The organism is Angustibacter peucedani, from assembly GCF_054779595.1.
This window is the reverse complement of record NZ_BAAGXY010000156.1, coordinates 1-5,344: the sequence shown is the minus strand read 5'-3', so window position 1 is coordinate 5,344 and position 5,344 is coordinate 1. Positions and strand designations below refer to the sequence as shown.

Annotated in this window: 4 protein-coding genes; all 4 read right to left on the bottom strand. The window is 75.7% G+C overall.

Annotated elements, in window-relative coordinates:
* Positions 1–122: 122 nt before the first annotated feature.
* Positions 123–1,403, bottom strand: coding sequence for a phosphopyruvate hydratase (gene eno, locus ACYVJ4_RS18245; RefSeq protein ID WP_460461500.1), 1,281 nt, complete (start codon positions 1,401–1,403; stop codon positions 123–125).
* A gap of 54 nt (positions 1,404–1,457) precedes the next feature.
* Positions 1,458–2,558 (bottom strand): alpha-hydroxy acid oxidase, encoded by a 1,101-nt coding sequence (locus ACYVJ4_RS18240; RefSeq protein ID WP_460461499.1) that lies wholly within the window; start codon positions 2,556–2,558, stop codon positions 1,458–1,460.
* Complete coding sequence (locus ACYVJ4_RS18235; RefSeq protein ID WP_460461498.1) at positions 2,555–4,162, bottom strand: amidohydrolase; 1,608 nt, start codon at positions 4,160–4,162, stop codon at positions 2,555–2,557. The genes ACYVJ4_RS18240 and ACYVJ4_RS18235 overlap by 4 nt, the downstream gene beginning before the upstream one ends.
* A 55-nt stretch (positions 4,163–4,217) precedes the next feature.
* Positions 4,218–5,344: DUF885 domain-containing protein (locus ACYVJ4_RS18230; RefSeq protein ID WP_460461497.1), on the bottom strand; the 1,127-nt coding region annotated here is incomplete at its 5' end.

Sequence of the window (5,344 nt, the reverse complement as noted above, 5' to 3'; positions counted from 1 at the left end):
CGCCGACGTCCGCGAGCCCGTGCGCGACACCGAGCGCGACCCGGCACGCGCCCCGCCGCGGGACGTCGCGCGGGCGCCGCCCCCGGTGGTGCTCGGCCGTCGTCCTGCCGCCATGCGCCCGATCAGCCCCCGAACCGCGGGAAGGCCTGGCGACCGGCGTAGCGCGCCGCGTCGTCGAGCTCTTCCTCGATCCGCAGCAGCTGGTTGTACTTCGCGACGCGCTCGCTGCGGGCCGGCGCGCCGGTCTTGATCTGGCCGCAGTTCGTCGCGACGGCGAGATCGGCGATCGTGGTGTCCTCGGTCTCGCCCGAGCGGTGGCTCATCATGCAGCGGAAACCGTTGCGGTGAGCCAGGTTCACGGCGTCGAGGGTCTCGGTCAGCGAGCCGATCTGGTTGACCTTGACGAGCAGCGCGTTGGCCGCGTCCTCGTCGATGCCGCGCTGCAGGCGGGCCGGGTTGGTGACGAACAGGTCGTCGCCCACGACCTGGACGCGGTCGCCCACCGCCCGCATCAGGTGCGACCAGCCGGCCCAGTCGTCCTCGCTCAGCGGGTCCTCGACCGACACCAGCGGGTAGTCGGCGACCAGGCCCTCGTAGAAGCCGGTCATCCACTCGGCGCTGCGGTCGGCGCGCTCGAAGTGGTACTGGCCGTCGGCGAAGAACTCGGTGGCGGCGACGTCGAGCGCGAGCGCGATGTCGGTGCCGAGCGTGAACCCGGCCTTCTCGACCGCGACCGCGATGAGGTCGAGCGCGTCCTTGGTCGAGGGCAGGTCGGGCGCGAAGCCGCCCTCGTCGCCCAGGCCGGTGGGCAGCCCGCGCTCCTTGAGCACGCTCTTGAGCGAGTGGTAGGTCTCGGCGCCCCAGCGCAGGGCCTCGCCGAACGTCGGGGCGCCGATCGGCGCGATCATGAACTCCTGGACGTCGACGCCGGTGTCGGCGTGCGCGCCGCCGTTGAGGATGTTCATCATCGGCACCGGCAGCACGTGCGCGTTGGGACCGCCGACGTAGCGGAACAGCGGCAGCCCGGCCGACTCGGCGCCGGCCCGCGCGACCGCGAGCGAGACGCCGAGGATCGCGTTGGCGCCCAGCTTGGACTTGTTGTCGGACCCGTCGAGGTCGAGCATCGCGGCGTCGACCAGCCGCTGCTCGCTCGCGTCGAAGCCCAGCAGCCGCGGGCCGATGTCGTCGAGCACCGCCAGCACGGCCTTCTGCACGCCCTTGCCGAGGTAGCGGCCCGAGTCGCCGTCGCGGCGCTCGGCCGCCTCGAAGGCGCCGGTGGACGCCCCCGACGGCACCGCGGCGCGCGCGATCGTGCCGTCGTCGAGCGCGACCTCGACCTCGACCGTCGGGTTGCCCCGCGAGTCCAGGATCTCGCGGGCTCCGACTGCTTCGATGCTGGCCACGACCACGGCTCCTCGGGGGACGACGACGGGGGACGGCGGGTGCCGCCCCCGAGCCTAGACCTCGCCGACCCGCCCGCCCTCCTCCCACGCCGTCGACGCACCGGTCACCAGGTCGCGCGTGACATCGGAGAACGTCGGTGCGCCAGCGAGCGCCATGGCGTGACGCAACTCGTCGCCGAGCGCGCCGAGCAGGGCGCTGACGCCGTCCGAGCCGCCGGCGGTCAGCGCCCAGAGCACGGGTCGGCCGACGAGCACCGCCGAGGCGCCGAGGGCCAGCGCGGTGAGGACGTCGAGCCCGCTGCGGATGCCGCCGTCGACCAGCACCGGTGCGCGCCCGTCGAGGGCGGCGACGACGTCCGGCAGGGCGTGCGCGCTGCTGACGGCCCGGTCGAGCTGACGTCCGCCGTGGTTCGACACGACGACGCCGGCCGCCCCGGCGTCGACGCAGCGCACGGCCTCGTCACCGCGCAGCACGCCTTTGACGAGCACGGGCAGCCCGGTGAGCGCGGCCAGCTCGCCGAACAGGTCGGCGGTCGCGGACGGCGACTGCTCGAGCGCCTCGTCGGCCTGCTCGGACGTCGCACCCGCCGACAGGTGCGGCGCGGCGTTGACGGTCCAGAACGCCTCGACGTCCGGGATCCGCACGGCGTCCAGCCGCGGCTTGCGGCCGACCACCGGGGTGTCACCGGTCAGCACCAGGGCGGTGGCGCCGGCGTCGCGGGCCCGCAGTGCGAGGGCGCGGTGCACCGCCGGGTCGCGGGTCGCGTAGACCTGGAACCACCATGGCCCGCCCGCCGCGGCGGCGACGTCCTCGAGCGGCACGCTGCACCGCGTCGACACGGTCATCAGCGCGCCGGCCTGCGCCGCGCCGCGCGCGGTCGCGACCTCGCCCTCGGGGTGCGCGAGCCGGTGGAAGGCCGTGGGCGCCACCAGCAGCGGCGTCGCCAGCGGCGTGCCGAGCACCTCGGACGACGGGTCGACCGCCGTCACGTCGGTGAGCACCCGCGGGCGCAGCCGGTAGGCCCGCCAGGCGGACTCGGCCTCGCCGGCCGACACCTCGTCGTCCGCGCCCGCCTCGAGGTAGGTCAGGACGTCCGGCGGCAGCAGGGCCTCGGCCCGGGCCCGTTGCTCGGCGAGCAGGGCGCGCGGGCTCACCCGCCCTCCCACACCGGTCGGCCGTCGACGAGCGTGAGGTCGACCTGCACGCCGGCGATCTCGTCGTCCGGCACCTGCGTGACGTCGCGGTCGAGCACCACGAGGTCGGCCAGTGCGCCCGGTGCGACCCGCCCGCCGTCGTCCAGGTGGTTCACCCGGGCCGATCCCCGCGTGTACGCCGCGAGCGCGGTGACGACGTCGATCGCCTGCTCGGGCAGCAGCGGCGGCGAGGGCCGGTCGAGCTCGCGCCGGGTGACGGCCACCTGGATCGCGGCCAGCGGGTCGGGCGACGACACCGGCCAGTCCGAGCCCATTGCCAGGTGCGCACCGCTGCGCGCGAGGTCGCCGAAGGGGTACTGCCAGCCCGCCCGCTCCGCGCCGAGCACCGGGATGTTGAGCTCGTCCATCGCGGGCTCGTGGCACGCCCACAGCGCCTGCAGGTTCGCGGTGACGCCGAGCAGGGCGAACCGCGCGACCTCGCGGGGGTCGACCACCTGCAGGTGCGCGACGTGGTGGCGCAGGTCGGGGACGGCGTCCGGGTCGGAGAGCGCGGCCTCCAGGGCGTCGAGCGCCTCCCGCGCCGCGCGGTCCCCGATGGCGTGCACGTGCACCTGAAAACCGTTGCGCGCCAACGACACCGTGGCCTCGCGCAGCACCTCCGGATCGACGTACGACAGGCCGGTGACCCCGCAGCGGCACCCGCCCTCGGCGTCCAGGTACGGCTCGGTCATGCCCGCCGTGAAGCTCTCGACGACGCCGTCCTGCATGACCTTGACGCTCGTGGCCCGGAACCGGCCGTCCGGCAGCGCCGCGGCGACGCGGGCCCGGCGCGCGACGAGGTCGGCGACGACGTCCGCGACGCCGCTCGAGCCGACGCCGCGTGGCCACCACAGCGCGCCGACCACGCGCGCCGTGAGGCGTCCTTCCCGGGCGAGCGCCAGGTAGGCGTCGGTCGGGTCGGGGTGTCCGGCGTAGGCCCCGACGATGGCGTCCTGCCAACCGATGATCCCGAGGGAGTGCAGGTAGCTTTGCGCCTCCACCAGGCCGGCGACCTGCTCGCCCAGCGACGGCTCGGGCACGAGCGCGGCGACCGGGTCCATCTCCTCCTCGTGCAGCGTGCCGGCGCTCGTGACGCCCGCGGCCCGCAGCGCGGCGGTGTTGACCCACACCGCGTGGTGGCTGTTGTCGCGGATCATCACCGGCCGGTCGGCCACGGCGGTGTCGAGCTCGGCCGCCGTCGGGAGCCCGCCCGCGAAGTGCTCCTTGAGCCAGCCGGCGCCGACCACCCACGGCAGGTCGGGGTGGGCGGCGGCGTGCTGGCGCACCCGGTCGAGCGCCTCGGCGGCGCTGCGGGCCCCGGTGAGGTCGCAGCCGAGCCGCTCGACGCCGCCCTGCACCGGGTGCGCGTGCGCGTCGGTGAAGCCGGGCAACACCAGGCGTCCGGCCAGGTCGACGACCTCGGTGGCCGGCCCGGCGGCCGCCCGCACCTCGTCGTCCGGCCCGACGGCGACGACCCGTCCGTCGGCGACCACCACCGCGGTGGCGCCGGGGACGACGCGCTCGCCGTCGAACACCACGCCGGAGTGCAGCACCAGGTCGGTCATGACCGCATCCTGCCAGCGGCCGCCGCCCGGGGACGGACACCGGGGCCCGACCGGGTCAGGGCCGGTCGAGGAGCTGGCGCAGCAGGCGCGGGGACGGCGACCCGTGGGCCAGCACCTCGTCGTGCACCTCGCGCTGCGTCGCGCCCGGACGGGCCGCCCGGACGTCGGCCACGAGCGCCTGCACCTCGGCGTGCCCGACGTAGTAGGTCGAGAGCTGGGTGCTGGTCAGCAGCGCGCGACGCCACTTGCCCGCGGCCTCGCCGACCTCCTGGTGCCCTCGCTGCGTCATCAGCGCCATCGCCTCGTCCTCGGTCATGCCACGGGCGTGCACCCGGACGTCGAGCACGGCGTTGATGGTGCAGCGCAGCCGCATCTTCAGCTGCTGCAGGCGCAGCGCCAGGGTCGCGACGTCGTCCGGTGCCACCTGCTCCAGCGTCTCGACGACCACCTGCTCGGCGTAGACCGCCCAGCCCTCGACAAACGTGCCGCTCCACAGCGCCGCGCGCACCGGCGTCGAGCCGCGGAAGCGCCGGGCGTGGGCCAGCTGCAGCACGTGCCCGGGCATCGCCTCGTGCACGGACAGGTCGCGCAGCATGTGGTCGTTGTACTCGCGGTAGAACGACGCCACCTGCTCGTCCGACCAGCCGGCCGGGGTCGGCGAGACGGCGAAGAAGGTGGGCGGCGGGCCGTGCGGGCCGTCGGGCTCGAGCGGGCCCGGCGGGTCGCAGTACGCGACCGCGACGCCGCGCCGCGACTCGGGCATCTCGATGATCTCGACCGCGTCGTCCGGCACGCTGACCAGGTCGTGCTGGCGCACCAGGTCGGTGAGCTCGGCCAGGTGGTGCGCGCACCGGTCGAGGACGTCGTGGTCGGTGACCGGTGCGCCCGCGGCCAGCGCGTCGAGCACCGCCCGCACCTGGCCGGCCGGCTCGGCCGGGACGCCGAGCCGCGGGGCCAGCCGGGAGGCGACCTGCGCGATCTCGTCCTCGACGGCCATCAGGTCGCTCTCGGCGCGGTCGAGCAGCGCGTCCGGCCCGGCCGGGGTGTCGAGGGCGTACCAGAGCTTGGCGGCGAAGGCCGGCTCGCCCAGCCGCGGGTCGCGCTCGGACTCCGGCAGCCGGTCCTCGAGCCAGCGCGCGTGCTGCTCGAGCGCGTCGGCGGCCGCCGAGCGCAGGTCGTCCA